We start from the raw sequence: 21,998 nt of genomic DNA, 5'->3' as shown, positions 1-21,998 counted from the left end.
AGGAGAACACCATGCCGCTCGGCCGACTGCAGCATTACACGATCGAACCGCAGGACCTCGAAAGGACCAAGAACTTCTATTGCGACGTGCTGGGTCTTGAGAACGGCGAGCGGCCGCCGCTCGATTTCCCCGGCTACTGGCTCTATTCCGGCGGCGTCGCCACCGTGCACCTGATGGGCACCCGCAAGCCGCGTGAGGCCATCGTGGTCCGCGGCACCGAGAAGAAATACGAAGACACCGGCCGGCTCGACCACATCGCCTTTTCCGCCACCGACGTCGATGGCGTGCGTCGCCGCCTGCAGCAGCACAACATCAAGTTCCGCGAAAGCATCGTGCCACGCACCGGCGACACCCAGTTCTTCTTCTATGACCCGGACGGGGTCGGCGTGGAACTCAACTTCGCCAAGGCTTAGAAGGCTCCCGGCGATAAGTTCCGTACGCGGTTCATCGGCCAGCCTGCGCTGGCCGATGCCATTTTGTAACGCTGCGCCAACGGGTTCCCGACAAGACCTTCAATCAGCCATAAGTCGGGCGTGAATCAGTCGAGGTTTCTTCAACTTTGCATGACGATTGGGGAGGCCGCGCCGCTGCGGCAGAATAGCCGGGTGCCGCGCCTTCAACCTACCCCAGGGCATGGTTACCCGGCTATTCGTGGCGGCCGTCGAAGTGCCCTCCCACTTAGTCCAGCCCCCGCTCGTGGCTTAGGCGGACCATTTCGTTGATGAAGATCTGCTTCTGCTTGTCGTCGAGGCTCGCATAAAGCGGCTCGGCGGCATCGGCGACGTTGCGCTGGTCGACGGCGCGGTCGTTGAGGAACTGGGCCTCATTGCGCATCTGCTCCACGATATCGTCCGGCGGGTCGCGCCTGGCGCGGGCAATGCGCAGATTCACGCGATCGGCGCCGTTATGACCGAGATAGTGCATCGCACTATTGAAGCCCGCCCAATACTTCTCCTGCTCGGGTGTGAGGTTCAGCTCCTTCTTGATCCGCTCGATGTTGGCGTCGCTGGTGGCGACGATTTGTTCGGCGGTGAGCTGCGGCACGCCCGCCTGGGTCAGCATCTGCGGCTGCTTGGCGGCTTTGTCCTTGGCCTTCGCGGCCTTGCTGTTCTTGGCTGGAGCGCCTTGCCTGTCCGCTGGCGCCGGGTTGCTGTTGGGGTTGGTGCCGGTGAGCACGCCGGTCACCCCCGTGACCACGCCAACCACACCTCCAATTGCGCCGCCCAAGACGCCACCGACCGGCCCGGCAGCCTTGTTGCCTTCACGAGCCCCCTGCTGGACGCCCTGGATCAAGCCCTGCGCCTCCGCGCGCGGGGAGGCATTGAAGAACAGGATGGCAGCCGCCGCCAGCGCGGCGCAGAGCCTCAAGCGCGCACGCTGCTTCGATACCAAGCTTGGCATTATCGGAGTCTCCATGATCGATCGTGATCGCGGCTGAAGCGCCGCCGATCCCCGGACTTTATCGTTCTCCCCGCAAGCAGGTCTACCTGTCGCGTCCCCTCATTCGCGTGCGCCGCAAAAAAACGCCCTGCGGCAGGCATAGCGCAAAGATTAACAGATCCGACTGCCAGCCATTTGCACACAACGTTAGTTCTACGAAAGCATTCACCTGATTTCTCGACAGGCGCCGACAATTCTGCTCTGATCTCCAACGAGGAAATCGCCCCGCCGCCTCGAATGCGGCGAGCCAAAAAAACAAAAACGAGATTTCGCAAGTCTTTGACCGTCGGCTCACCAGGGAGGGAACGCCATGTCACGGAAGAAGCTGTCTCGACGAGAATTTGTTGCGGCTACAGCGCTGTCATCGGCAGCGCTGGTTACGGCTCCTTACATCCGCGGCGCCTATGCCGCGGGCACGCTCTCGATTGGTTTCTGGGATCACTGGGTGCCCGGAGCCAACAAGGCTTCGACCGAGCTCGTCAATGAATGGGCGGCGAAAGAAAAGGTCGAAGTGACGATCGATTACATCCCGAGCCAAGGCAATAAGAACCTGCTGACGATCGCCGCCGAAGCCCAGGCGAAGTCCGGTCATGACATTCTGCAGATGCCCACCTGGTGGCCCCATGCGCACGCCGAACTGCTCGAGCCCGTCAACGACATCATGGACCAGCTCGTCAAGCAGAACGGCAAGGTCAACGGAACGGTCAATTATCTGGGGCAAGCCAACGGCAAGTGGCTCGGCGTTCCCGCCAGCGTCGGCAGCCAGATCAAGGGCCCCTGCTCGCGCATCGATCTGATGAAGAAACATGCCGGCATCGATGTGCAGGAAATGTATCCGGCAGGTTCGCCGCCCAAAGATGAGAACTGGACATTGGACACGTTCCTGAAGGCGGCCGAAGCCTGCCACAAGGCCGGCGTTCCCTTCGGCATCGGCCTCGGCGAGACCAGCGACAATGTCGACACCGCGGGCGCGATCTTCCAGTCCTACGGCGCCGAGCTCGTCGATGCCAAGGGCAACCTGACCGTGAAGACCGATGCGGTGCGGCAGTCGCTCGAATTCTACAAGAAGCTGATCGCGTTCCTGCCGCCGGATGTGTCGGCATGGGACGACGCTTCCAACAACAAGTGGCTGGTCTCGGGCAAGGGGGCGATGATCATGAATCCGCCCAGCGCCTGGGCCGTCGCCAAACGCGACGCGCCGCAGATCGCCGAACAGTGCTGGACGCACGGCTTCCCGGCCGGACCGAAAGGCCGCTTTGCGCCCTATCTGCCTTTCTTCTGGAACATCTGGGCGTTCTCGAAGAACAAGGCAGCCGCCAAGAGCCTCCTGGTCCACCTGTCGCAGCCGGCATCGGTCGAGAAGATGGTGGTGGCGAGCGGCGGCTATGACCTGCCCGCCTATGAGAATCTGACCAAGCTGAAGGTGTGGGAGGAGGAAGGGCCCCCGAAGGGCACTCTCTTCAGCTATCCGGACCCCTACCATAGGCAAACGCTGTCGATCGCGGCCTCGCCGGCGCCGCCCAAGGTCGCGCAGCAAATCTATGCGCAGGCAACCCTAACCAAGATGTGCCTGCGTTTTGCCCAGGGTGAAGCGATGGAAAAGACGCTCGCCTGGGCCGAAGGCGAGTGTGAAGGCTTCATGCGGAGCTGAGAGCGAACGTGTCGTCGCGGTGGCCGTAACCGGCCGCCGCGGCGCGGACCGTCACCGCTGTTGGCGGCATCAGGTCCGACGTTCCGGATTCTCCGTTGGAATAACTCTCGCGCGAGGAAGATCGATCATGGCCGATGTCGCCCTTCACCCGAACCGTGTCCTGGCAACAAAAGCCACACGGAGGCGCAACGGTTTACACAATGCGCTGAGGCGCAAGTCGACGGTCGCGTTCCTGATGACGCTGCCGCTGATCCTCCTCGTCGCGGCGTTCGTCATCTATCCCGCGCTCTACTCCCTGCATCTGGCGACGTTGAACAAGTCGATGACGAAATTCATCGGCCTCGGCAATTTCGAGTTCCTGTTCAAGCGCGACACGTTCTGGCTGGTCGTGAAGCAGTCCTGCATCTTCGCGATTTCGGCCGTGATCTTCAAAGCGTTGATCGGCTTCATCGTCGCGCATTTCGTGCACAACGTTCCCGCCAACAAGCAGCGCAGATGGCGCGGCATGTTGCTGGTGCCGTGGGTGATCCCACCGGCGATGAGCACGCTCGCCTGGCTGTGGCTGTTTGATCCCTCCTATAGCGCCTTCAATTATACCCTGTCCTTCTTCGGCATCGGGCCGATCCCATGGACCGGCGATGCGAATTGGGCACGTTTCTCCGTCATCCTCGTCAACGTCTGGTATGGCGCGCCCTTCTTCATGATCATGTATCTGGCGGCGCTGAAATCGGTGCCCGAGCAGCTCTATGAGGCGGCCGCGATCGATGGCGCCAATTGGTGGCAGCGCATCTGGTACGTGACGCTTCCGATGATGCGCAACATCATCGCGATCACGACGCTGTTCTCGCTGATCGTCACCTTCGCCAATTTCGATATCGTCCGCATCCTCACCGCCGGCGGCCCGCTCGACCACACCCACATCTTCGCGACCTGGGCGTTCCGGGTCGGCATCGAGGGCAGCGACATCCCGCTCGGCGCCAGCGTCTCGCTGTTCATGGTGCCGATCCTCGCGGTGGCGGCGATCTTCATCCTGCGCGATATCTCCAAGCGGGGGAACGAAGCCTGATGAGCACAATCACGATCGACAAGGCCGGACCGACCCGTAAAGTCAAGAAATACGGCAGCATCAGCCGCGACCGCGCCTGGGCGCTGCGCTGGTCGTACTTCTTCCTGGTGCTGTTCGCGATCTTCTCGCTGACACCGCCGCTCTATATGCTCATCACTTCGCTGAAGAGCAGCGCCGAGATCTCGGCGGCGACCAATCCATGGTGGGTATATCATCCGACGCTTGAGAACTATATCGGGCTGCTGACATCGAACCAGTTCCTGCGCTTCTTCTGGAATTCGGCCTGGGTCTCGATCATCGTCGTGACCATCACCATGCTGATCAGCGTGCCCGCGGCGTTCGCGCTGGCACGGATGAAGTTCTGGGGTTCGGCAACGCTCGCGACCGGCGTGTTCCTGACCTACCTTATTCCGGACACGCTGCTCTTCATCCCGCTGTTCAAGATGTTCGTCCTGATCGGCGACTGGACCGGCATCCAGCTCATCAACCGCTGGTACGTGCTGCTGTTCATCTATCCGACGCTGACGGTGCCGTTCTGCACCTGGATCATGATCGGCTACTTCGCCTCGATCCCGAAGGAGCTCGATGAGGCCGCGATCATCGACGGCGCGTCCTGGTTCCAGACGCTGACGCGGATCTTCATTCCGGTCGCGCTACCCGGCCTGATCGCGGCGACGATCTTCGCCTTCACGGTCTCCTGGGCCCAGTTCCTCTATCCCCTGGTGTTCACGACCTCGACCGACCAGCTCGTGCTGCCGGTCGGCATCATCACCACCCTGATCAAGGGCGACGTGTTCAACTGGGGACAGATCATGACCGGGGCGCTGCTCGGCGCCGCGCCGCCGCTGATCATCTACGCCTTCCTGATGGACTATTACATTGCCGGCCTGACCGCCGGCGCGACAAAGGGTTGAACTCATGGCCGAAGTTTCGCTGCGGAAAGTCGTGAAGCGTTATGACGAAGTCGAAGCGGTGCGCGGCATCGATCTCGACATCGCCGACCATGAGTTCGTGGTGCTGGTCGGTCCATCCGGCTGCGGCAAGTCGACCACGCTGCGGATGATCGCGGGGCTGGAAGACATCTCGGACGGCGATATCACAATCGGCGGCGACATCGTCAACGACGTGCCGCCGAAGGACCGCGACATCGCGATGGTGTTCCAGAACTACGCGCTCTATCCGCATATGACGGTGGCCGAGAACATGTCGTTCGGGCTGCGGCTGAAGCACTATCCCAAAGCCGAGATCAAGAGCCGGGTCACGGAAGCGGCCCGCATGCTCGACATCACCGACCTGATCGACCGCAAGCCGAAGCAGCTCTCCGGCGGCCAGCGTCAGCGCGTCGCCATGGGTCGCGCCATCGTGCGTAATCCCAAGGTGTTCCTGTTCGACGAACCCTTGTCCAACCTCGACGCCAAATTGCGCGTGCAGATGCGGATCGAGATCAAGAAGGTCCACCAGAAGGTCCGCACCACCACGGTGTACGTGACCCACGACCAGGTCGAGGCCATGACGCTCGCCGACCGGGTGGTGGTGATGAACCACGGCCGCATCGAGCAGATCGGCACGCCGAATGAGCTCTACCACAAGCCGGCGATCCGCTTCGTCGCCAGCTTCATCGGCTCGCCCGCGATGAACTTCATGCCCTGCCGGCTCGAGGATGTCGACGGCCGGCTGCATCTGCGCCTGACCGACCGCCTCGCCTTTCCGGTGCCGCCGGCACGTTCCGCCCGCTACCAGGCGGTGCCGCGCACCGAGAGGCTCCTGCTCGGAATCAGGCCGGAACACATCGCCGAGGCCCGACCGCATCTGCACCCGGGAGTCGAGCCGTTCGAGGCCGTGCTCGACGTCACCGAGCCGATGGGCATGGAGACCCTGGTCTATTTCACCCTCGAGGACACCCCGATCTGCGGCCGGGTCAATCCCAACGCCGGCGCGCAGGATGGTGCCCCGCTCCGCTTGGCTGTGGACCTCAACAACATGCATTTGCTAAACGAGGTGACCGGCGTCGTCCTTTGACGACGCAATTCACGTACTAGCCAAGGGCAGGAAATGGCCACCAACAAGAAGAAGATTTTTGTCACTCAGACACTCTCATCGGGAGCACGGGCTCTCCTCAACGAACGGGACGACGTCGAACTCGTCGAATTTCCCAACCTGATCTCCGCCAGGGATTTCGCGGCCTTGCTGAAGCAGCATGCGCCGGTCCATGGTGTCGCACTTGGCCCCACCCCATTCGGCGAGCCGGAGCTCGAGGCGTCCGGAGACATGCAGGTGGTGACGCGGATCGGCGTCGGTTACGACGCAGTCGACGTCCCTGCGCTCTCGCGCCGCAAGGTACCGCTGATGGTGGCAGGCACGGCGAACTCGCCGTCAGTGGCCGAACAGGCCCTGTTCATGATGCTGACGCTGGCCAAGCGCGCACAGGAAATGCATGCCGTGGTCAAGGACGGCACTTGGGCGAACCGGCTCGGCGTGCTGCCCTTCGATCTCTATGGCAAGACGGTATTGATCGTCGGCTTTGGCCGCATCGGCACCCGCACCGCCAAACGGTGCCTGGCGATGGAAATGCAGGTGCTGGTTTACGATCCCTACAAGCCGGCCAGCGAAATCGCGGCCGCCGGCTGCGAGGCGGTGCCGGATCTCGACGCGGCCCTGCCGCGTGCTGATTTCGTCACCATCCATTGCCCGAAGACGCCGGAAACAATCGGCATGTTCAACGCGGCGCGCTTCAGACTCATGAAGCCGACCGCCTATCTCATCAACACCGCCCGCGGCGGCATCGTCGATGAGAAGGCACTGCACGATGCGCTGGTATCGGGCAGGCTTGCCGGCGCCGGCCTTGACGTGTTCGAGCAGGAGCCGCCGCCGGTCGGCCAGCCCCTCCACAGCCTGCCGAACGTGATCATGGCCCCACACGTTGCCGGGGTCACGGTCGAAGCCGTCGACCGGATGAGCGAGCAGACCGCACGCAACATCCTGAGCGTCCTTGACGGCGCGCCGTTGCGGCAGAACGTCATCAACCAGGACGTGCTAAACTAATCCGATAAAACCGTCTATCTTCGGGCGGGCCGACAAGGATCGGCCCGTCATCAGCGCATGACCTGTGGATACCACTTCTTCCGAAAGGTCATTGCTCCAGCAAGAGGATAGAGGATAGAGACGAATGCGCGCCCGAAGATGCGCCGTTCGCTCTAGGTGTGGAATATGGCTTTCAAGGAATTCGGCAATTACGACGCGGTGGGCCTCGCCGAGCTGGTCCGCAACAAGCAGGTCAGCCCGCGCGAACTGCTCGACGAAGCGATCGCCCGCACGGCCAAGGTTGACCCGCAGATCAATGCCGTCGTCGTCAAGCACTACAATTATGCCGAGCAGCAGATCGACAAAGGGCTGCCGGACGGACCCTTCACGGGGGTGCCGTTCCTTCTGAAAGACCTCGACCTCCTGCAGGGAACGCGCACGACCTCCGGCGCCAGCGTTAACAGGGATTTCGTCGCGGACCACAGCAGCACCCTCACCCAGCGCTTCATCGACACCGGCGTGACCATCTTCGGCAAGACCGCGAGCCCCGAATTCGGGCTGATGCCGACCACGGAGACGCGTCTGTTCGGGCCGACCTGCAATCCCTGGAATCTCGCGCATTCCTCCGGCGGTTCCTCAGGTGGCGCCGCCGCCGTTGTCGCAGCACGCATCCTGCCCGTGGCACATGCCAGCGATGGCGGCGGCTCGATCCGCATCCCCGCTTCTGCCTGCGGGGTGTTCGGCATGAAACCGAGTCGGGCCCGCAATCCGGTCGGTCCCGATCGTGGCGAGGGCTGGGGCGGCTTTTCGACCGCGCATGTCGTCAGCATCAGTGTGCGCGACAGCGCCGTGATGATGGACGCGATCCACGGTCCGGAGCCGTGGAGCCTCTATGTCGCGCCGCCCCCGGCGCGGCCGTTCTCGCAGGAAGTCAGCCGCGATCCCGGCCAGCTTCGCATCTCCTTCACGGACAAATCGCCCAATGGGGAGGCGATCGATCCCGAGGTCGCCGCAGCCGTCCGCGACACCGCAAAACTGCTCGCCGGCCTCGGCCATCATGTCGAGGAGCGCGCCCCCACCCTTCCAGCGGATCCCTCCACGGTGATGACGACGATTGTCAGCGGCAACACCGCGGTCGCCGTCCGAGCGATCGAGCAGCGCATCGGCCGCACCGTGACGGGCGACGACCTGGAAGTCCTGTCGCTGGCAAGCGCCCACAACGGACAAAATATCACGTCGGCGGACTACATCGCCGCGCAGCTCGCGGCGTTCCAGATCTCGCGCAGCCTCGCGATCTTCTTCGAGGGCTGCGACGTGTTCCTCAGTCCGACGCTGTGCACGCCGCCGATCCGGCTCGGCGAGATCAACACCATGTCGGAAGACCTGGCACAGATCGGGCCGATCCTGCGGCGCTACATGCCGGGTACCTCGATGTTCAACATGTCCGGCCAGCCTGCGATGTCGGTGCCGCTGGCGTGGAGCAAGGACGGTCTGCCGCTCGGCATGATGTTCGCCGCCAGGCTTGGTGACGAGGCAACGCTGTTCCGCCTGGGCCGGCCAGCTTGAGCAGGTACGGCCCTGGAAGGACAAGCGTCCGCCGGTATCTGCGTAAGGGAAAAACTACAGCAGGGCCAAAACTCAGCCTCATTCCGGGGTTGAGTAGATGGGAAGTGTCGGCAACCATCTTTGCCGACCAATCCCTAAGGAAAGAGATTTTGAGCCAGAGCGATCCTACCGACAATGCGCTTGCCGCCATCGCCAGCATTTTGGACGAGCAGCACGCGCCCGCGCCGATCGAGAAGCCGCAGGCCGACCCGGGGGCGGCCGAAGAGCAGCCCGCGAGCCCGCTGCCGCAGGAAGCCCATGGCTATTCGAAAGTCGGCCCCGGCCCGATGGCCGCCCTCCGCTTCAAGTGGACGGTGCGCGAGCAGGACGGCCAGTATTATGTCGACGAGACCATCGGCGAGAATTCGAAGCCCCTGGTGAGCGGCCCGATGGACCGGGAGGCCGCGATCAGGTTCGTGGATGACCGCGAGGCCGACGCACATCATCGCTTTGAGGTCTTGAAGCAGGAAATGGCCAGCCGCGCCGCCGTCGCCAGCCTGATCCGCGAGGAAGGCGGCGAGATCTAGCTTCCGCATCGAGATCATGATCCGATTAGACGAAATCGGATCATGATCTCGTCTCCTTGTTTGAGCATGATCTCCGCGCAAACGCTTCGCGTTTGTCGCGAGCGAAAACCGGTCTCCATTTTTCCGGATCATGCTCTACGCCGGTCTTGGCGGTCCCAGGAAATCCTTCTTGACGAGATCGACGCCGGCGTGACGCAGGATGTCGTAGGCGGTCGTGACGTGAAAGAAGAACTGCGGCACGCTGAAGCCGAGCAGCAGCGACCGCCCGGTGAACGCGCGCTGCGCGCCGCTCTTGAAGGTGAACACTACCTCCTTGTCACCGGCCTCGTCGATCGCAGCACGCGGCAGGCTTTGGACGAAATCGATCGTGGCTGCGATCCTGAGCTTGAGCTCATCAAGATCAGGCTCGATGTCGCCGAAGCTGAGCGGCTCGTGCCCGGCCAGCAGCGCACAACAGGCGATCGCATGGCGATTGGCCTCGCCCACCTGCTGCTTGAGACTGTACATGTTCGGATAGAGCCGCATGCCGAGCAGCACGGCAGGATCGATGTTTCGCGCCCTTGCGTAGGCGGACGCGTGATCGAGCAGCCCGGAAAGATTGCGAAGATATGGCATGAACACGCCGACCGATGCTTCGTAAACTGAGATTGTCACGATTTGACTTCCTTTGACTGGCTCGACGCGCTCATTCCATCTAAAGCCGTGGCAACAGATTATCATCGAGGCAATCGATGGAGGAAACTTTGATGATGCGCGGATTCGTCGGCCTTGCGGCCGCCACGTTGATGATGGCTTCCGCCCATGCTCAGCCAGCGGCGTCGCCTTCGCGGCTCGACGACATCATCCAGCGCGGGACGTTGCGTGTGGGCATGACCGGCGACTATGCGCCGTTTAGTTTTGTCGACCGGACGACGCCCGGCTTCAGGGGATTCGAGGTCGACATGGCGGAAGCGCTCGGCAAGGCGCTCGGCGTCAGGGTCGAATATGTCAAAACGGCCTGGCCGCAGATGACGAAGGATTTGGAAGCCGACCGCTTCGACATTGCGATGAGCGGCATCTCGATCACGCTGGAGCGCCAGAAGAAAGGCTTCTTCTCGATCCCGATCATGCGCGAAGGCAAGACGCCGATCACCCGCTGCACCGATATCAACAAATACCAGACGCTTGCCGAAATCGACCATGCCGGCACGCGCGTCATCGTCAATCCCGGCGGCACCAACGAGCGCTTTGCGCGGGCGCATGTGAAGAACGCCGAGATCAAGGTCTTCGATGACAATACCAGGATCTTCGACGAGATTGCCAAGGGCGATGCCGACCTGATGATGACGGATGCGTCCGAGACGCGCTACCAGCAGAAACTCCACCCCGGCGTGCTCTGCGCGGTGCATCCCGATCACCCGTTCGACTTTGCGGAAAAGGCCTACTGGCTGCAGCGCGACGTCGCGCTGAAGTTGTTCGTGGATCAATGGCTGGACATCGCAATGAAGGACGGCACCTTCAAGCGCGTTTATGCTGCCTGGTTTGAATGATCCGACCGGACTGCAAGTTTGACCACGAGGCGAGCCCTAACTAGACTGTCGGTCAGCCGTTTGAACCAAAGCTGGTGGTACACGACTTACGTTTTGATTACGTATTGAAAGTGATCTAGGTCACGTTGCATCAAGTTACTGATGTGTAGCTTCACTGACCGGGGATTCCTGTTCTGGAGGTCATCATGAAGAAGCTTCTGGCTATCGCTGCGCTTTTGCTTGCCAGCTCCACAGCGCAGGCCCAGTACACCTTCGAATATGGCGGCCGCACCATCCGCATCGATCCCGATCGCGGCACCGTCTCGATCCCCGGCGTCTACGACAATACCGGCCGCAAATCCAAGCGCGCCAAGGGTGAGGAAGGCACTCGCAAGCAGAAATCGCAGCAGCAGGAGGCGAAGACCGATTCGCAATCCGCGCCGGTTGCGGCGGCTCCCGCTCCGTCCGGACAAGCGGCAGCACCGGCGGCCGCACCGCCCGTCCCTGCTGCGCCGCCGGCGGCAGCTTCCACCGCCCCCTCGACCACGACAGCAGCCGTTGCGCCGAGCGATAGCGCGCCCGCGCCTCAGCCCTCACCGTCCAGCGCACCAGCACCGCAGACCCAGCAGACCGCAGTGCCGGCTCCGGCCCCGGCTCCGACGGTCGCCACAGCCACTCAAGCGCCGGTCGCGAAGCCCGTGACACCAGCGGCGGCAGCCCAAGCCAATTCGCCGATCGGCATGTGGCTGACGGAGGAAAAGGAGGGCAAGATCCGCATCGAGCAGTGCGGCGCCAACCTCTGCGGCTATGCTGTCGACGAGACCTCGAACCAGAATGGCGAGCAGGTCCTGATCAACATGAAACCTGCCAAGGACAAATGGAGCGGCCGCATCCTCGATCCGAACACCGGCAGCACCTATGACTCGACGATCGCGCTCAAGGGCTCCGACACCTTGCGCGTGCAAGGCTGCGCCTTCGGCGGCATGTTCTGCGGCGGCCAGACCTGGACGCGGGTGAACTGATCTAGCCTTACGAATGCTGCGTAGCCCGGATGAAGCGAAGCGCAATCCGGTGAAGTGTCCGTGTGGCACGAGCGGTCCCGGGTGACGCTGGCGCTTCACCCGGGCTACGGACTCTCGCGTCCCTGGGAAAACTACCCGACCTTCACGTTGTATTGCTCGTCGGTGACGTGCTCCATCCAGTTCGAATAGACGCCATCGAGCGCTTCCTGCATCGCGATATGGGTCATGGCATTGGTTGGCGACGCGCCATGCCAATGCTTCTCGTTCGGCGGAATCCAGACTACGTCGCCCGGCCTGATCTCCCTGATTGGACCGCCCTCGGCCTGGACCCGGCCGATGCCGGAGATCACGTAGAGCGTCTGGCCGAGCGGATGAGTGTGCCAGGCCGTGCGCGCGCCCGGCTCGAAGGAGACGCGCGACGAGTTCAGCCGCGCCGGCGCGGGCGCCATGATGACGGGATCCTGCAGCACCGTGCCGGTGAAATATTCGGCCGGCCCGCGACGGGTCGGCCGCGTGCCAGCGATATGGATTTCCATGGGCTTACCTCGCTTTTCTGAAGTTATTTCTTGCTCGCGGCGTAGCGCGCCTTGGTTTCGGCATTCATCGGATAGAGGCCCGGCAGTTGCACGCCATTGTTCACCTCATTGACGATCCAGGCTTCCATCCGTTCCTGCTCCGGTCCCTCGGCCAGCACCTGGTCGAGGAAGGCCTGCGGGATCAGCACCGCGCCATCCTGGTCGGCGACCACGACATCGTTCGGGAACACCGCCACGCCGCCGCAGCCGATTGGCTCGCCCCAGCCGACGAAGGTCAGTCCGGCGACGGATGGCGGCGCGGCAAAACCGTTGCACCACACCGGCAGTCCCGTGCCGAGCACGCCTTCGAGGTCCCGCACCACGCCGTCGGTGATCAGCGCGGTGACGCCACGCTTCACCATCCGCGCGCAGAGAATGTCGCCGAAGATTCCGGCGTCGCTGACGCCCATCGCGTCGACCACGGCGACGCAGCCTTCCGGCATTGCCTCGATCGCGGTGCGGGTCGAGATCGGTGACGACCAGGATTCCGGCGTCGCCAGATCCTCGCGCGCCGGCACGAAGCGCAGCGTGAAGGCCGACCCGACCAGCCGCCTTTGGCCCGGCTTGAGCGGCTTGGTGCCGCGCATCCAGACGTTACGCAGCCCCTTCTTGAGCAGGACCGTGGTGATGGTGGCGGTGGACACGTGCGACAGCGTCGCGATCGCTTCTGCAGTGAGGGACATCTTGAAAGATCGGCTCCGGTGGGAATGAATTGGCGCGCGCATCTTGCGAGCCGCGGCCTTCGCGTCAAGGGCGAGAATGCGATCATCGATTACGCTATCTTATCGCCGGCCCTCGGTTTAATTTATTGAAGTTGCTTGGTGATTTTTCGCTAGCCGAATTCCACTGCGCAGCAAAACACGCTAGCTTGATGCTCGATGAGCGATGATGCCATGGCCGCGCGCGAAGCCCCACCCCGTCTTCTCCCGAGTGGCGACAGCGCCATCACGGTGGAATTCAGCCGCGACATCGATGACGCCGCCAATCGGCGGGTGCTGGCGCTCGACCGCACCCTTGCCGCGGCGCCGATCGCCGGCGTGACCGAGACCGTTCCGACCTATCGTTCGCTGCTCGTGCACTATGATCCCGTGCAGATCGGCTTCGAAGCGCTCGGGGAACAACTGCTCACGCTGGCACGGCGCCCCGATCCGGCCGCCGCAAGAACCCGGCGTTGGCGCATCCCGGTGGCCTATGGCGGCGAACATGGCATCGACCTCGAGGACGTCGCCAAGACCCTCGACACCACGCCTGACGAGATCGTCAGGCGCCATGTCGGCGGCGACTACCGCGTCGCCATGATCGGCTTCACTCCCGGCTGGTCCTATCTCAGCGGCCTCGACAAGTTCCTGCACATGCCGCGTCGCCAGAATCCGCGTGTGCTGACGCCGGCTGGCACGATTTCAATCGGCGGCGTGCAGACCGGAATCCAGTGCATCGCCGGACCCAGCGGCTGGCACCTGCTCGGCCGCACCGCCGTCCGCACCTATCAGCTTCACCGCGATCCGATCTTCCTGCTCGAGCCGGGCGACACCGTCAGCTTCACGGCGGTCGACGCCAAGACCTTCGCCGAGCAGGACCGCGCCGCGGAAGCTGGCGAGTTCGTCGCCGAACTGGTCGCCGCATGAGCAAGCTCATCGTCTCCTCGATCGGTCCGGCGAGTTCCGTGCAGGATGGCGGCCGTCCCGGCTCGCAGCGCTATGGGCTGACGCCGAGCGGTGCAATGGATCGCCTCGCCCTCGCCGCCGCGAACACGCTGGTCGGCAATGAGCCCTTCGCTGCTGCAGTGGAGATCGGACCGTTCGGTGCGAGCTTCACCGCACGTTGCGGCGCGGTACGTATTGCGCTTGCGGGCGCCTCGCGTAGCGCCGACATCGCGGGACGAGCCGTGGCGTTCGATACCTCGGCGACCCTCGCCGAAGGCGAGACGCTGATGCTCGGTTTTGCCAAGCGCGGCGCGTTCAGTTACCTCGCGATCGAGGGCGGAATTACGGGAGAGCCGATGTTCGGCAGCCTCGCCGTGAACGCGCGCGCAGGCCTCGGCAGCCCCTATCCGCGCCCGCTCCAGAGCGGCGACGAGCTCCAGGTGCAACGTGCCAGCGGTGCGGCCGAGCGGCGGATCGCGTTGCCCGAACGGCCGGACGCACCGATCCGCATCCTGTTCGGTCCGCAGGACGACGAATTCTCCGAGGACAACAAAAAGCTGTTCCTCGACAGCGAATGGAAGATTTCCGCGACCAGCGACCGCATGGGCTACCGGCTCGAAGGTCCGGTGATCAAGCATCTGCACGGCCACAACATCGTCTCCGATGGCACCGTGAACGGCAGCATCCAGGTGCCCGGCAACGGCCAGCCGATCGTGCTGATGCCGGACCGCGGCACCAGCGGCGGCTATCCCAAGATCGCCACCGTCATCTCCGCGGATTTAGGTCGCTTCGCCCAGATTTCCGCCGGACACGCGTTCCGCTTCAAGACAGTCACTATGGCCGAGGCGCAGGCCGAAGCTCGAAAATTCGCCGAATTGCTCGCTACCCTGCCGGATCGGCTGCGCCCGCTCGAAGGCCTTGATCTCAACCTCGAAGCACTGAGCGCGGCCAACGTCGCGGGCCACGCCGTCAACGCCGTCGATGCCGCGACATGGCAGGTCGCGGAATCAGCGACTAGCTAACCAGAAGCCAACCGACCCAAAGCGGGACCAGCACCATGACTGCTACCATCGACCTCAACTGCGATCTCGGCGAAAGCTTCGGCCCATGGGAGATGGGTAACGACGCCGCGATGATCGAGCTTGCGACCTCCGTCAACATCGCATGCGGCTACCATGCCGGCGACGCCGACATCATGCGCCGCACCGTGGATCTGGCGAAGGCGCGCGGGGTGAGCATCGGCGCGCATCCCGGCTACCGCGACCTGCACGGCTTCGGCCGCCGTCCGGTTCCCGGCCTCAAGTCATCGGAGATCGAGAACCTCGTCGCCTACCAGATCGGCGCGCTGCAGGCGATCGCGACCGCGGCCGGCCACAAGGTGACCCATGTGAAGGCACATGGCGCGCTCTCCAACGTCGCCTGCGAGGACGACATGACGGCGAAGGCGATCGCGAGCGCGATCAAGGCGGTCGATCCGAGCCTGATCTTCGTCGTGCTCGCCAACTCGAAACTGGTGCGCGCCGGCGAGGAAGCCAACCTCCGCATGGCGCATGAAGTGTTCGCCGATCGCGCCTATGAGGACGACGGCAATCTGGTCTCGCGCAAGAAGCCAGGCGCGGTGCTGCACGATCCCAAGGCGATCGCCGATCGCGTGGTGCGGATGGTTCAGGACGGCGCGGTGGTCTCGGTGTCAGGCAAGGTCATCAAGATGCGCACCGATACCGTCTGCATCCACGGCGACACGCCCGGGGCGGTCGAAATCGCGCGCGGCGTGCGGCAGGCCTTGAAGGATGCCGGGATCGCAGTCGCGCCGTTCAAAACGGCTAAGTGACAATCCGCTGAAGTGCCGGCGTGCCCGTCTGCGTCATTGCGAGCGCAAGCGAAGCAATCCATCTCACCACTTGCAGAGGCATGGATTGCTTCGTCGCTATCGCTCCTCGCAATGACGGCCGGAGACGACCGAGCCAAGCAATGTTCTCAGAACGGATGGACCGACAGCGTGCCGAACACGATCGCTGCGATCACGGCGAAAGCGCTGTAGAGCGCAACCGTATGAAACCCCGTCCCCGATTTCCGCGACAGGCTGCGCGCGTAAAGATGCAGGCGGGCTTCCGCCGATAGTTCGCGCATCGTCGATCTCCAATGCAACATTTGGCGCATATGGAATAGCGTTCGCGCTCGAACGCAAGACGAGCCGAAAAATAGCGATGCCGGCACTTCCAGCCAGTTCCCCGGAAGGGAAAACTTCTCCGCGTGGCAGGCGGAGAAGAATATTATTCGTTCGAATTTGAGCTCGGATTTACCGCTCAGTAAACGTCGAGCTGGAACCTGCTCTTCTTCTTGAGGTCGGCAACGAAGGCGATCGCTTCGTCCACCGAGCGGGCGCCGAACTGGGCGACGATGTCGACCAGCGCGCGTTCGACATCCTTGGCCATGCGCTTGGCGTCGCCGCAGACATAGACATGCGCGCCTTCGGCAAGCCAGGTCCACAGCTCTCGGCCGACCTCGCGCATGCGGTCCTGCACGTAAAACTTCTTCTCGCCATCGCGCGACCAGGCGAGCGACAAGCGGGTGAGCAGGCCCGCCGTCTTCATCGCGTTGAGCTCGTCGGCATAGAAGAAATCGCAGTCGCTGCGCTGATGGCCGAAGAACAGCCAGTTCTTCCCCTGCGCGCCGGTGGCGCGGCGGTCGAGCAGGAAGGCGCGGAACGGCGCGATGCCGGTGCCCGGCCCGATCATGATGATCGGCGTCTTCGGATCCTGCGGCAGCGCAAAGCCGTGCGCCTTCTGAACGTAGACATTCAGCTCGTCACCGGGATTGATGCGTTCGGCCAGGAACGTCGAGGCCAGCCCAAGCCGCTTGCGCTTGTTGATGATGTAACGCACGCAGTCGACCGTCAGCGACAATTTTCCGGGCGTTGCATTGTGCGATGAGGAGATCGAATAGAGCCGCGGCTGCAGCGGCTCCAGCGCCTCGACGAAAGCTTCCGGATGTGGCCGCACCTTCGGGAATTTCTGCAGCACCGCCATCACGTCGAGCGTCGCGGCATCGCCGTCGGGATCCTCGCCTTGCGCCAGCGCCCGCGCCTTCTCGCGCTGCGCGCCACCGGTCAGATAGGTGATCAGTTCGAACAGCGAGTCCGGCGCCGGCGACAGCGAGACGTCGTTGAGCAGCACGTCCCGCAATGTCTTGCCGCGGACTTCGGTCACGTGCGAGGCGCCAAGCAATGCGATGATCTGGTCGACCAGGCCGAGATCGTTCCTGGCGAAAATGCCGAAGGAATCGCCCACCACGTAATCGAGCCCGCTCTCGGCGAGATCGAACTCGATATGCCAGGTCTCCTTCTCGGAGCCGGGCTTGTTGAGCAGTCGCCGTGAGACGAACTTTGCCGGCACTGGATTGTCCCGCGAGCGTCCGGGCTCGCCGGCAGGCGTTGCGACGGCAGGCGCGCCAGCCACCGCTGGTGCAGACGGTACAGCAGGCGCCTTGTCGATCTCTTCATAGAGTGCCTTCAGCATCCGCGCGGTGTCCTTGCCGCCGGGGACACAGAGGTTGAGCCGCGCTTCGCTCTTGCCGGCGATGGCCTCGGAATAGTCGTGGCAGTTGTAGCCGCACTGCCCGCAATCCTGCTGCGCCATCGCCGCCATCATGCGGCGCCGCAGCGGCCGTCCCTCGGCGAGCTTCATGCGTTCGGCGATCGGCATGGTCTGGTCATGCCACGGCGCTTCGCCGTCATCGCCGTCGCCGGTTGCCCCCTGCATGACGGCCGCGCCTTGCTCCGCCGGTAATGGCGTCGCGGCGTCCGGCGACAGCAGTCCGGCAAAGAAGCCGTTGAGCCAGGAGCGCTGTGCGTCGGAGAACGGCGCGCTGGCGGGAATGATGTCGAGTTTCGGTGGAGGCGTGATCTGGTTCATGCGGATGCCTCGGCGAGCTTGCGCAGCGTCTCGCCATCATGGCGGCGCGCGAAGGAAAGGAAGGGTTCGTCAGCAGATGAACGATGCGCGAGATAGGCCTTCAGCAGCTTCTCGATCGTCTTCGGCGCGTCCTCGGCCTTGAGGTCGTGATAGAGCTCCTGCCCGACATCGGCATCGGGGCCGAAGCCGCCGCCGGTGAAGAGATGATAGCCCTCGACCGGATCGGCATCCTCGCCGACATCCACTTTCGCCGCGATCAGGCCGATGTCGCTGATGTAGTGCTGCGCGCAGGAATGATGGCAGCCGGTGACATGAATGTTGACCGGCTTGTCCATGGCAACACGCGGCTCGCACCAATCGCCGATCTCGGCGGCATGGCGCTTGGTATTCGAGGCGGCAAAGCGGCAGCCGGCATTGCCGGTGCAGGCAATCAGCCCGGCGCGGATGTGCGAGGCCTCGACCCCGAGCCCGATCGTCGTGATCGCGGCGATCGCGAGTTCGATAGTCTCGTCGCGCACGCCCGATATCAATAGGTTCTGCCAGACGGTCAGACGAATCTCGCCGTCGCCGAGATCGCGCGCGATCTTGGCCAGCCCACGCATCTGCTCGCAGGTGACCTTGCCGAGCGGCAGCGATACGCCGATCCAGTTCAATCCCTCCTGCTTCTGCTTGTGCACACCGATATGCGCCATGCGGTCCGTCAAAGGCCGCGGCGCCAGCGCCTCAGCCGGCACGCGGGTGAAGGGCTTCTTCAGTCGTTCTTCGACCAGCTTCAGGAACTGATCAAGGCCGATCCCGTCCAAAACATATTTCAGCCGCGCCTTGTTGCGGTTGGTGCGGTCGCCGAGATCGATGAAGACGCGGACGATGGCGTCCGCCACCTTCGTCGCCTCCTCCGGCTTGACGATGATGTCGGAGTATTTTGCAAAATCCTTGTGCCCGGTGATGCCGCCGAGGCCGAGCCGGAACCAGACCCCTCGCTCCACGCCGAACCCGTCCTTCACCTCCACCGCCGTGAAGGCGATGTCGTTGGTCTCCTCCAGCACTGCGATCCGGCCGCCGCCATCGAAGGCGACGTTGAACTTGCGCGGCAGGCCGTAGAGCGAGCGCTCGTTGAGGATGTGATAGTGCCACTCGCGCGCGTAAGCGCGGGTATCTAAGAGCTCCTGCGGATCGATGCCGGCGGTCGGTGTGCCCGTGACGTTGCGGATATTGTCCGCGCCGGAGCCGCGCGAGCACAGGCCGAGGTCCTGGATGCCCTCGATCAGTTTCACCACATTCTTCGGCGGGATTTCGCGCACCTGCAAATTCGCGCGCGTGGTGACGTGGGAGTACGGGCCGCAGAGCTCTTCGGCGAGATCGGCCAGGCCCGCGAACTGCCAGTACTTCAGGATGCCGTTCGGAATGCGCAGGCGGCACATGTAGGAATCCTGCGCCGGCGCGACGTAGAAAAGGCCGAAATAGCGCCAGCGGAAATTATCGGCAGGCGACGGCGGCGCGTTGTCGAGCGCCTGTTGCTTCAGGCGCGGGTAGGCATCGAAGGGATGCTCGTCGCGTTTGAATTTTTCCTGGTCGACGAGCTTCTTGCCTGAGGCGATGACCTTGTCCTGCGCCTTGATATGCGCGGCATCCGGGCCGGTCGGCTCGGCACTGGCTTTGGGGGCGCCCCCGCCAAGCCCGCGGCCGACCCGGCTGATCTGCAGGCCGGTGGCAAAGCCTTCGAGGTAGCGTTTCTGCTCGTCGGAGAAGTCAACTGAGAGCGGCTCGATTTTCATGGTCTGCGACGAAGCTCCTGCGGCCACGGCGAGTGGCGTCAACGGTGGAAAGCGACCGTTCGGAACCGGCGAGGCCTAAGACTGCCCTGCTTGATCCCTGGGAACGGTCCGATCAGCTTCGTTGCTGCGGAAATCCATCTTGGACGTGAGCCAGCAGGCATCTGCGACAGGCTGGCCGCACTGCAACATTCAAGTTGCGTGCCAGACGTTGTCGGAGAAAATATCTCGTTATTTCAGTCTATTAGCGGAACAGGCCGCTGGCTGGAGGCTCGCCTCGTTGCGAATTTTCGAGCAGCCCGCTCAAAATTTAGCCGAGCTGCGGCTACTGCCTACGATCGCAGCACAGGCCTTACGGCTTCCAGTAACCGATCTTGAACGCGGCCAGATGCCCCCGGATATCGTTGGGATCGAAGGGTGGCCCGGCGAAAGCGCCGATCGGCTGCGGCGCATCAGTGGATGCCGGACGACGTCCCACAGCCGCGTCGTAGAGGTCGGGCCGGAACACGTCCATGGCCGTCTTCAGGGCATCCGGTTTCATGGCCGCCTGTCCCCACCGCACCATCTGCGCATAGAGCCACGCGGCCTGCGCCGGATCGGGCCGCGCTGCGCCGTGCCGGCCTACCAACAGGTAGCGACCGCTTTCGCGCTTGGCGCCGTCGGGCGATATCTTGAGCCGCCCGTCGAGGGTGCGCTGGATCACCTCGGCGTCGACGCCGATCCGCTCCGGCTGCGCCAGGATCGCAGCCGCCTCGGCACGGTTTTCCGGCTGCTCGATGAATTCAGCGGCGCGCAGATGCGCCCGCACTAGCGCCGCGACGACGTCAGGATTCTTCTCCGCCCAGTTCTGCCTGATCGCCAGTACCTTCTCGACCGCGGTGACCAGAATGTCGGAAACGAAATGCAGGATGTGGCCGATGCCGAGATCGACCGCGATCGAGTTCCAGGGCGCGCCGACGCAGAACGCATCGACATGGCCATTGGCGAGGCTGTCGACCATGTAAGGCGGCGGCAGCACCACCAGCCGCACGTCCTCGTCCGGGTCGACACCTCCAGCCGCCATCCAGAACCGCAACTGGTAATTATGGGTCGAGAACGGGAACGTCATGCCGAAGATCAGCGGCTCCGCCCCGCTCTTGCGCCGCTTCGCAACCACGCGCGAAAGCGCAAGCGCCGTCGCCATCGGGTCGAAACGGTCGCCGTCGAGTTCCTCCATGATCGCAGCATGCAGCGACGGCGAGACCGTGATCGCGTTGCCGTTGAGGCCGAGATTGAAGGGCGCCACGATCGGTACCTTGACGTGGCCAAGGCCGAGGCTTGAGGCGATCGCGACCGGCGCCAGCAGATGCGCGGCATCGAACAGGCCGATATTGAGCTTGTCGCGGACGTTCGACCACGACACCTCCCGCACCAGGGTGATGTCGAGCCCTTCGGCGACGGCAAAGCCCTTGTCGGCGGCGACGATCAGGGCGGCGGCGTCGACCAGCGGAATGAAACCGATGCGAAGCGGTGTGGTCATTTGAGCAACTCCGACGCGGTCAGGATCGACTGCGCGATCTCGCCGATCTTCTTTTTCTCGCGCATCGCCGTGGAACGCAGCAGCACATAGGCTTCGTCCTCGGTGAGGCCCTTCAATTTCATCAGGATGCCCTTGGCACGGTCGATCACCTTGCGCTCTTCCAGGGCATGCTTGGTGCGGTCCAGTTCGTCCTGCAGCCGCGCGAACGCATTGAAGCGGGACACGCAGAGGTCGAGGATCGGCTTGATACGCTGCTTATTGAACCCGTCGACGATATAGGCCGACACGCCGGCCTCGACGGAGGCCTGTATCGAGGCGGCGTCGCTCTGGTCGACGAACATGGCGATCGGCCGCCGCACGGCCCGGCTGACCTGGAACATCTGTTCCAGCACGTCGCGGCTCGGGTTTTCGAGGTCGATCACGATGATATCGGGGTCGACGGCGTAGATTCGCGCCAGCAGGCTGTGCATCTCGCTGATATGCACGACGCTGGTATAACCGGCCTCGCGCAGGCCCTCCTCCAGGATCGCGGCGCGGATCGGACTTTCATCGACGATGACGATTTTCGGAGACGACTCGGCGGCCATCGCTCACTCGTGTTCTCTAAAAACTATCCATAGCACGATGGAAGCCAGCTCAAAGCCTTGTAATTATGGACAATTGGGACTAGCTCCTGCCCATCAATCAGACAGATCTAGATATGCAGCAGGCGGCCGCGCCAAAAATGTCGTTCGT

22 protein-coding genes are annotated in these 21,998 nt (G+C 63.3%); 13 read left to right on the top strand and 9 right to left on the bottom strand.

Features of this window, described 5'->3' with window-relative positions:
- Positions 1 to 11 precede the first annotated feature (11 nt).
- Positions 12 to 413, top strand: coding sequence for a VOC family protein (locus ACZIRK_RS13010; protein ID WP_130227519.1), 402 nt, complete (start codon positions 12 to 14; stop codon positions 411 to 413).
- A gap of 265 nt (positions 414 to 678) precedes the next feature.
- On the opposite strand, the gene ACZIRK_RS13005 is transcribed toward ACZIRK_RS13010, so the two are convergent.
- Positions 679 to 1,416 carry a Spy/CpxP family protein refolding chaperone gene (locus tag ACZIRK_RS13005; protein WP_463327430.1) on the bottom strand — a complete coding sequence of 246 codons (738 nt, stop codon included), beginning with the start codon at positions 1,414 to 1,416 and terminating at the stop codon, positions 679 to 681.
- A 334-nt stretch (positions 1,417 to 1,750) separates the two neighbouring features.
- Between ACZIRK_RS13005 and ACZIRK_RS13000 the strand changes: the two genes are divergently transcribed.
- From ACZIRK_RS13000 to ACZIRK_RS12970, 7 genes are all read left to right on the top strand, one after another.
- Positions 1,751 to 3,091, top strand: a complete 1,341-nt coding sequence (locus ACZIRK_RS13000; RefSeq protein WP_028166447.1) for an ABC transporter substrate-binding protein — start codon at positions 1,751 to 1,753, stop codon at positions 3,089 to 3,091.
- 127 nt (positions 3,092 to 3,218) lie between these two features.
- Positions 3,219 to 4,157 (top strand): carbohydrate ABC transporter permease, encoded by a 939-nt coding sequence (locus ACZIRK_RS12995; protein WP_130227517.1) that lies wholly within the window; start codon positions 3,219 to 3,221, stop codon positions 4,155 to 4,157.
- The gene (locus ACZIRK_RS12990; protein WP_028166449.1) at positions 4,157 to 5,071 is read left to right on the top strand and encodes a carbohydrate ABC transporter permease; all 915 of its coding nucleotides are present in this window, start codon (positions 4,157 to 4,159) and stop codon (positions 5,069 to 5,071) included. The genes ACZIRK_RS12995 and ACZIRK_RS12990 overlap by 1 nt, the downstream gene beginning before the upstream one ends.
- A 4-nt stretch (positions 5,072 to 5,075) precedes the next feature.
- The gene (locus tag ACZIRK_RS12985; protein ID WP_463327429.1) at positions 5,076 to 6,176 is read left to right on the top strand and encodes an ABC transporter ATP-binding protein; all 1,101 of its coding nucleotides are present in this window, start codon (positions 5,076 to 5,078) and stop codon (positions 6,174 to 6,176) included.
- A gap of 33 nt (positions 6,177 to 6,209) precedes the next feature.
- Positions 6,210 to 7,199 carry a hydroxyacid dehydrogenase gene (locus ACZIRK_RS12980; RefSeq protein WP_130227515.1) on the top strand — a complete coding sequence of 330 codons (990 nt, stop codon included), beginning with the start codon at positions 6,210 to 6,212 and terminating at the stop codon, positions 7,197 to 7,199.
- A gap of 165 nt (positions 7,200 to 7,364) precedes the next feature.
- Positions 7,365 to 8,744, top strand: a complete 1,380-nt coding sequence (locus ACZIRK_RS12975) for an amidase (protein WP_463327428.1) — start codon at positions 7,365 to 7,367, stop codon at positions 8,742 to 8,744.
- Positions 8,745 to 8,893: 149 nt separating this feature from the next.
- Entirely contained in the window at positions 8,894 to 9,310 is a 417-nt protein-coding gene (locus ACZIRK_RS12970) for a hypothetical protein (protein ID WP_130227513.1), read from the top strand.
- A 135-nt stretch (positions 9,311 to 9,445) separates the two neighbouring features.
- Here ACZIRK_RS12970 and ACZIRK_RS12965 read toward each other — a convergent pair whose 3' ends face one another.
- Positions 9,446 to 9,964: a DUF1993 domain-containing protein gene (locus ACZIRK_RS12965; protein ID WP_283813282.1), complete on the bottom strand. Its 519-nt coding sequence runs from the start codon at positions 9,962 to 9,964 to the stop codon at positions 9,446 to 9,448.
- Between the two features lie 92 nt (positions 9,965 to 10,056).
- On the opposite strand from ACZIRK_RS12965, the gene ACZIRK_RS12960 reads away from it, so the two are divergent.
- A complete protein-coding gene (locus tag ACZIRK_RS12960) occupies positions 10,057 to 10,839 on the top strand; it encodes a transporter substrate-binding domain-containing protein (RefSeq protein ID WP_245474842.1) in 783 nt (260 codons plus the stop codon).
- 185 nt (positions 10,840 to 11,024) lie between these two features.
- Complete coding sequence (locus ACZIRK_RS12955; protein ID WP_130227510.1) at positions 11,025 to 11,840, top strand: DUF2147 domain-containing protein; 816 nt, start codon at positions 11,025 to 11,027, stop codon at positions 11,838 to 11,840.
- A gap of 131 nt (positions 11,841 to 11,971) precedes the next feature.
- On the opposite strand, the gene ACZIRK_RS12950 is transcribed toward ACZIRK_RS12955, so the two are convergent.
- Positions 11,972 to 12,376 carry a (R)-mandelonitrile lyase gene (locus ACZIRK_RS12950; protein WP_028166457.1) on the bottom strand — a complete coding sequence of 135 codons (405 nt, stop codon included), beginning with the start codon at positions 12,374 to 12,376 and terminating at the stop codon, positions 11,972 to 11,974.
- A 23-nt stretch (positions 12,377 to 12,399) separates the two neighbouring features.
- Positions 12,400 to 13,098 carry a ribonuclease activity regulator RraA gene (locus tag ACZIRK_RS12945; RefSeq protein WP_130229335.1) on the bottom strand — a complete coding sequence of 233 codons (699 nt, stop codon included), beginning with the start codon at positions 13,096 to 13,098 and terminating at the stop codon, positions 12,400 to 12,402.
- A gap of 210 nt (positions 13,099 to 13,308) precedes the next feature.
- On the opposite strand from ACZIRK_RS12945, the gene pxpB reads away from it, so the two are divergent.
- The 3 genes from pxpB to ACZIRK_RS12930 are packed head-to-tail and all read left to right on the top strand — an operon-like array spanning position 13,309 to position 15,889.
- Entirely contained in the window at positions 13,309 to 14,040 is a 732-nt protein-coding gene (gene pxpB / locus ACZIRK_RS12940) for a 5-oxoprolinase subunit PxpB (protein WP_130229337.1), read from the top strand.
- Positions 14,037 to 15,080: a 5-oxoprolinase subunit C family protein gene (locus ACZIRK_RS12935; protein WP_130229334.1), complete on the top strand. Its 1,044-nt coding sequence runs from the start codon at positions 14,037 to 14,039 to the stop codon at positions 15,078 to 15,080. Before pxpB ends, ACZIRK_RS12935 begins: the two co-directional genes overlap by 4 nt.
- Positions 15,081 to 15,115: 35 nt before the next feature.
- Positions 15,116 to 15,889 carry a LamB/YcsF family protein gene (locus tag ACZIRK_RS12930; RefSeq protein ID WP_130229333.1) on the top strand — a complete coding sequence of 258 codons (774 nt, stop codon included), beginning with the start codon at positions 15,116 to 15,118 and terminating at the stop codon, positions 15,887 to 15,889.
- 146 nt (positions 15,890 to 16,035) lie between these two features.
- On the opposite strand, the gene ACZIRK_RS12925 is transcribed toward ACZIRK_RS12930, so the two are convergent.
- The 5 genes from ACZIRK_RS12925 to ACZIRK_RS12905 form a co-directional block, all read right to left on the bottom strand.
- Entirely contained in the window at positions 16,036 to 16,188 is a 153-nt protein-coding gene (locus ACZIRK_RS12925) for a hypothetical protein (RefSeq protein ID WP_165435523.1), read from the bottom strand.
- A 176-nt stretch (positions 16,189 to 16,364) separates the two neighbouring features.
- A complete protein-coding gene (locus tag ACZIRK_RS12920; protein ID WP_130229332.1) occupies positions 16,365 to 17,972 on the bottom strand; it encodes a sulfite reductase subunit alpha in 1,608 nt (535 codons plus the stop codon).
- Positions 17,969 to 19,747, bottom strand: coding sequence for a NirA family protein (locus tag ACZIRK_RS12915; RefSeq protein ID WP_130229331.1), 1,779 nt, complete (start codon positions 19,745 to 19,747; stop codon positions 17,969 to 17,971). Before ACZIRK_RS12915 ends, ACZIRK_RS12920 begins: the two co-directional genes overlap by 4 nt.
- Positions 19,748 to 20,096: 349 nt before the next feature.
- Positions 20,097 to 21,263, bottom strand: coding sequence for a CmpA/NrtA family ABC transporter substrate-binding protein (locus ACZIRK_RS12910; RefSeq protein ID WP_130229330.1), 1,167 nt, complete (start codon positions 21,261 to 21,263; stop codon positions 20,097 to 20,099).
- Entirely contained in the window at positions 21,260 to 21,850 is a 591-nt protein-coding gene (locus tag ACZIRK_RS12905; RefSeq protein WP_027578578.1) for an ANTAR domain-containing response regulator, read from the bottom strand. The genes ACZIRK_RS12910 and ACZIRK_RS12905 overlap by 4 nt, the downstream gene beginning before the upstream one ends.
- Positions 21,851 to 21,998: the final 148 nt, after the last annotated feature.

This window comes from Bradyrhizobium sp. Leo114 (assembly GCF_055229415.2).
The sequence above is the reverse complement of the archived record's forward strand: the minus strand, read 5'-3'. Positions and strand labels throughout refer to the sequence as shown.

Coding starts and splice junctions, on each gene's coding strand:
- ACZIRK_RS12995 (WP_130227517.1), top strand. CDS start 3,219: ATGGCCGATGTCGCCCTTCACCCGAACCGTGTCCTGGCAACAAAAGCC.
- ACZIRK_RS12945 (WP_130229335.1), bottom strand. CDS start 13,098: ATGTCCCTCACTGCAGAAGCGATCGCGACGCTGTCGCACGTGTCCACC.
- ACZIRK_RS12920 (WP_130229332.1), bottom strand. CDS start 17,972: ATGAACCAGATCACGCCTCCACCGAAACTCGACATCATTCCCGCCAGC.
- ACZIRK_RS12935 (WP_130229334.1), top strand. CDS start 14,037: ATGAGCAAGCTCATCGTCTCCTCGATCGGTCCGGCGAGTTCCGTGCAG.
- ACZIRK_RS13000 (WP_028166447.1), top strand. CDS start 1,751: ATGTCACGGAAGAAGCTGTCTCGACGAGAATTTGTTGCGGCTACAGCG.
- ACZIRK_RS13010 (WP_130227519.1), top strand. CDS start 12: ATGCCGCTCGGCCGACTGCAGCATTACACGATCGAACCGCAGGACCTC.
- ACZIRK_RS12925 (WP_165435523.1), bottom strand. CDS start 16,188: ATGCGCGAACTATCGGCGGAAGCCCGCCTGCATCTTTACGCGCGCAGC.
- ACZIRK_RS12975 (WP_463327428.1), top strand. CDS start 7,365: ATGGCTTTCAAGGAATTCGGCAATTACGACGCGGTGGGCCTCGCCGAG.
- ACZIRK_RS12960 (WP_245474842.1), top strand. CDS start 10,057: ATGATGCGCGGATTCGTCGGCCTTGCGGCCGCCACGTTGATGATGGCT.
- ACZIRK_RS13005 (WP_463327430.1), bottom strand. CDS start 1,416: ATGGAGACTCCGATAATGCCAAGCTTGGTATCGAAGCAGCGTGCGCGC.
- ACZIRK_RS12905 (WP_027578578.1), bottom strand. CDS start 21,850: ATGGCCGCCGAGTCGTCTCCGAAAATCGTCATCGTCGATGAAAGTCCG.
- ACZIRK_RS12980 (WP_130227515.1), top strand. CDS start 6,210: ATGGCCACCAACAAGAAGAAGATTTTTGTCACTCAGACACTCTCATCG.
- ACZIRK_RS12990 (WP_028166449.1), top strand. CDS start 4,157: ATGAGCACAATCACGATCGACAAGGCCGGACCGACCCGTAAAGTCAAG.
- pxpB (WP_130229337.1), top strand. CDS start 13,309: ATGGCCGCGCGCGAAGCCCCACCCCGTCTTCTCCCGAGTGGCGACAGC.
- ACZIRK_RS12915 (WP_130229331.1), bottom strand. CDS start 19,747: ATGAAAATCGAGCCGCTCTCAGTTGACTTCTCCGACGAGCAGAAACGC.
- ACZIRK_RS12950 (WP_028166457.1), bottom strand. CDS start 12,376: ATGGAAATCCATATCGCTGGCACGCGGCCGACCCGTCGCGGGCCGGCC.
- ACZIRK_RS12985 (WP_463327429.1), top strand. CDS start 5,076: ATGGCCGAAGTTTCGCTGCGGAAAGTCGTGAAGCGTTATGACGAAGTC.
- ACZIRK_RS12955 (WP_130227510.1), top strand. CDS start 11,025: ATGAAGAAGCTTCTGGCTATCGCTGCGCTTTTGCTTGCCAGCTCCACA.
- ACZIRK_RS12910 (WP_130229330.1), bottom strand. CDS start 21,263: ATGACCACACCGCTTCGCATCGGTTTCATTCCGCTGGTCGACGCCGCC.
- ACZIRK_RS12930 (WP_130229333.1), top strand. CDS start 15,116: ATGACTGCTACCATCGACCTCAACTGCGATCTCGGCGAAAGCTTCGGC.